This window comes from Myxococcus vastator (assembly GCF_010894475.1).
GTDB classification, from domain to species: domain Bacteria; phylum Myxococcota; class Myxococcia; order Myxococcales; family Myxococcaceae; genus Myxococcus; species Myxococcus vastator.
Map to the genome: position 1 here is coordinate 1 of NZ_JAAIYB010000641.1, position 3600 is coordinate 3600.

3 protein-coding genes are annotated in these 3600 nt (G+C 70.3%); 1 reads left to right on the forward strand and 2 read right to left on the reverse strand.

Going from position 1 to position 3600, the window contains the following annotated elements:
* Positions 1 to 60 precede the first annotated feature (60 nt).
* On the forward strand, positions 61 to 831 hold the full coding sequence (locus tag G4D87_RS35365; protein WP_205507845.1) for a 3-hydroxybutyrate dehydrogenase: 771 nt from the start codon (positions 61 to 63) through the stop codon (positions 829 to 831).
* Here the strand turns inward: G4D87_RS35365 and G4D87_RS35370 are convergent.
* Positions 785 to 2149: an MFS transporter gene (locus G4D87_RS35370; protein ID WP_163787122.1), complete on the reverse strand. Its 1365-nt coding sequence runs from the start codon at positions 2147 to 2149 to the stop codon at positions 785 to 787. The two genes, G4D87_RS35365 and G4D87_RS35370, sit on opposite strands and share 47 nt — an antisense overlap.
* A 33-nt stretch (positions 2150 to 2182) precedes the next feature.
* Positions 2183 to 3600, reverse strand: a 1418-nt coding sequence (locus tag G4D87_RS35375; protein WP_163787124.1) for a hypothetical protein, incomplete at its 5' end; no start/stop codon positions are given.

The following is a 3600-nucleotide window of genomic DNA, read 5'->3' on the forward strand; positions in this document are numbered from 1 at the left end:
GGGCGGGAGGGTGGAGCCATTGCCGGCGCCAGCGCGTTGCTCCACCATGCGGACATGAACATGAATCCACATTCAGGTCGGTGCGCGCTGGTCACGGGGGCGGCTCACGGCATCGGCCTCGCGGTGGCGGAGGCCCTCACGGCGCAGGGCGTGCGGGTGCTGCTGGCGGACCTCGACGAGGTGGCCGGGGCGGAGGCGGCCAGGCGGCTGACCGGCGCCCGCTTCCAGCGCGCGGACGTGTCCTCGCGCGAGGACTGCCGGGCCCTGGTGGCCACCGCCGAGCGGGAGTGGGGGCGCCTGGACATCCTGGTCAACAACGCGGGCGTCCAGCATGTCTCGCCGGTGGAGGACTTCCCGGAGGACCGCTGGGAGCAGCTCCTCCGCATCATGCTGGTGGGGCCCTTCCTGCTGACGCGCTACGCGCTGCCGCTGATGTACGCCCGCGAGTGGGGGCGCATCATCAACGTGTCCTCGCTGCACGGCCTGGTGGCGTCGCCCTACAAGTCCGCCTACGTCTCCGCGAAGCACGGCCTCATGGGGCTGACGAAGACGGTGGCGCTGGAGGCCGCGGACAAGGGCGTCACGGTGAACGCCGTCTGTCCCGCCTACGTCCGGACGCCGCTGGTGGAGCGGCAGATCGCCGACCAGGCCCGCGTCCACGGCATCAGCGAGGCGGAGGTCGTGGAGAAGGTCATGCTGGCGCCCGCGGCCGTGAAGCGGCTGCTCGAGCCCTCCGAGGTCGCCGCCTACATCACCTTCCTGTGCTCGGACGCCGCGGCGGGCATCACCGGGGCGGCGCAGGTGATGGACTGTGGCTGGACGGCGCGCTGAGCGCGTCCGGCGCCGGACCTCCCGGAGGCGCTTCGGTGAGCTGCTCCCGGAACGTCTCCGCGGACAGGTAGACGGACACCAGCGTGATGACGGCCAGCGCGACCATGTAGAGCGACACCGGCCAGGACTGTCCGCCCGACCAGGCGAGCAGCGCGGTGGCGATCACCGGTGACAGGCCGCCCGCGAACACCGAGGCCAGCTGATACCCCAACGACGCGCCGCTGTAGCGGACGCGGGTGCCGAAGAGCTCGGAGAAGAAGCTGGCCTGGGGGCCGTACATCGCCGCGTGCGCGATGATGCCCAGCACGATGGACAGCCAGATGAGCGCCGTGGCCTTCGTGTCGATGAGCCAGAAGAACGGGAAGGCCATCAGCGCGCAGCCCACGGCGCCCGCCAGGTACACGGGGCGGCGCCCGAAGCGGTCCGACGCGGCGCCGAAGAGGGGAATCGCCACCAGGTGGACCGCCGTGGCCACCAGCACGCCGTTGAGCAGCGTGGAGCGGGGCAGGCCCAGGCGCTCGGTGCCGTAGGAGAGGACGAACGTGGTGATGATGTAGAAGAAGCCGTTCTCCGCGAAGCGCGCGCCCATGGCCAGGAGGATCTGCTTCGGGTACGTGCGCAGCGCCTCCAGCACCGGGAGGCCGGGAGGATGTGGCGCCTGCTGGCGCTGCTGGAAGACGGGGGACTCCGCCACGCGCAGGCGGATGAACACGCCCATGCCAATCAGCACCGCGCTGAGCAGGAAGGGGACGCGCCAGCCCCAGGCGAGGAACTGCGCTTCGGGGAGCTGGGAGAACACGGAGAACACCGCCGTGGCGACGAGCAGCCCCGCGGGCGCCCCCATCTGCGGCCAGCTCCCGTAGAAGCCGCGGCGGTGGGCGGGCGCGTGCTCCACGGCCATCAGCACCGCGCCGCCCCATTCGCCGCCCAGCCCGAAGCCCTGGACCAGCCGCAGCAGCACGAGCAGGGCGGGGGCCCAGGAGCCCACCGCGTCGTAGGTGGGCAGCAGCCCCACGGCGAAGGTGGCCACCCCCATCAGCATCAGGGTGGCGCTCAGCATGGCCTTGCGGCCAATCCGGTCGCCGTAGTGGCCAAACACCACGCCGCCCAGGGGCCGGGCGATGAAGCCCACGGCGAAGGTGCCGAAGGCGGCCAGCGTGCCTGTCAGCGGATCGAAGGAGGGGAAGAAGAGGCGGTTGAAGACGAGCGCCGCCGCTGTTCCATAGAGGAAGAAGTCGTACCACTCGATGGCGGTGCCAATGAAGCTGGCCACCGCCACCTTGAAGATGGAGTCCTGCGTCCCCTCTGTCCCAGCCATGCCTTCCCCTCCCGGGTTGGACTTCCGACGACGTTAGAGCACCAGTCGCAGCGTCGCGAAGTACGACGCGTCAACCTCGTCCCGAAGCCCGTCCTGCTTCTTCTGGTAGCGCGCGTAGCGGGCGCCAATGGCCACGTCGTCGGTGAACCAGTAGGTGCCGCCCACGTTGAGGAACGTCTGGAGCGTGCGGGTGATGGGCTCGCTCGACGGCGTCTCGCCCGTGGGGGCCACGAAGCCGGGCGAGCGGTCGGAGACGCGCGCGAACTGGAAGCCGATGCCGGACCGGCCGAGGACGTTGATGTCCATGCCCGCGGAGACGGTGGTGGCGGTGTAGTGGGTGTCGAGCAGCTGGTCGGCGAAGCCGGGCGCGCTGTTGACGACGTCGTTCTGCACGCGCGCGATGTTGAAGAAGGGCGTGATGAACAGGGGGATGCCCACGTTCGTGTGCAGCTTCAGCATCACGTTGCCGCGCAGGTTGTTGCCACGCAGCAGCGGGTCGGTGCGTGACGACGTCTGGTAGTTCACGTCGAACACCTGGGCCAGCGCCTTGAGCTCCACCAGTTCGTTCGCATAGGTGAGGGACGGGCTGAGCACCTGGAAGTGCAGGTCGTCATCGGGCTGGCCGTTGCGGTAGTTCGCCAGGGGCCGCTCCCAGAAGCGGCTGCCGCCGCCGAACGAGCCGCCCACCTGGTAGGAGCTGGAGGTGCTGAGCGGGTTGGCGGCGGTGAAGCCCATGCCCACGCGGAAGCCGTTCCATTCATAGGCCGCCTGGGCGCCCTGGCCACGGTTGAAGCCGCTGTAGAGCAGCGGGTCCCGCGTGTACTTGTCGGCCAGCAGCGTGTCCGCCACGTGGGTGGAGATGAAGTCCACGCTCGCGGGGTCCAGGACGATGCCGGCCTCCAGGATGGTGTTCCACCGCTGGAGTCGAATCACCTGGTCGCGGACACTGAAGGAGGCCGTGCCTTCCCACACGCCGGAGCCGTGCGCCTTGATGTTGCGCTCGAACTCGCTGCGGAACGAGACGTATGGGCCCAGGCGGCCCTCGAAGCCGAAGCGCGTGAGCGCCAGCGTGGTGGCGCGGCTCTCCCGGTTGCGGTTGAGCGTCTGGATGAGGTTCTCCACGTGCAAGCCCCCGGCGATGGCCAGCACAGGCTTCACGTAGAACGTCTCGTTGCCCACGGCGATCCGCGGCCGGATGACGGGCGGCGGGCGGGAATCCACCACTTCGGTGGTGCCCGCCATCTCCTCGGGTGTGGAGGCCGCCAGCACGTCCTCCTGGGGCGCCTGGGTGACGGGCTCGCTCCCGGAGGGCGGCGCGGCCACGGCGGCCTCCGGCGGGGTGGGAACATCCGAGGCCGCGGGCGCGGCGGTCTGGGCCCAGGCCCCGGGCGATGCGCCCAGGACAACCGCGCACAGGGGGGCGAGGACGGGGAGTCGCTTCAGCTTCATGG

Coding starts and splice junctions, on each gene's coding strand:
- G4D87_RS35365 (WP_205507845.1), top strand. CDS start 61: ATGAATCCACATTCAGGTCGGTGCGCGCTGGTCACGGGGGCGGCTCAC.
- G4D87_RS35370 (WP_163787122.1), bottom strand. CDS start 2,149: ATGGCTGGGACAGAGGGGACGCAGGACTCCATCTTCAAGGTGGCGGTG.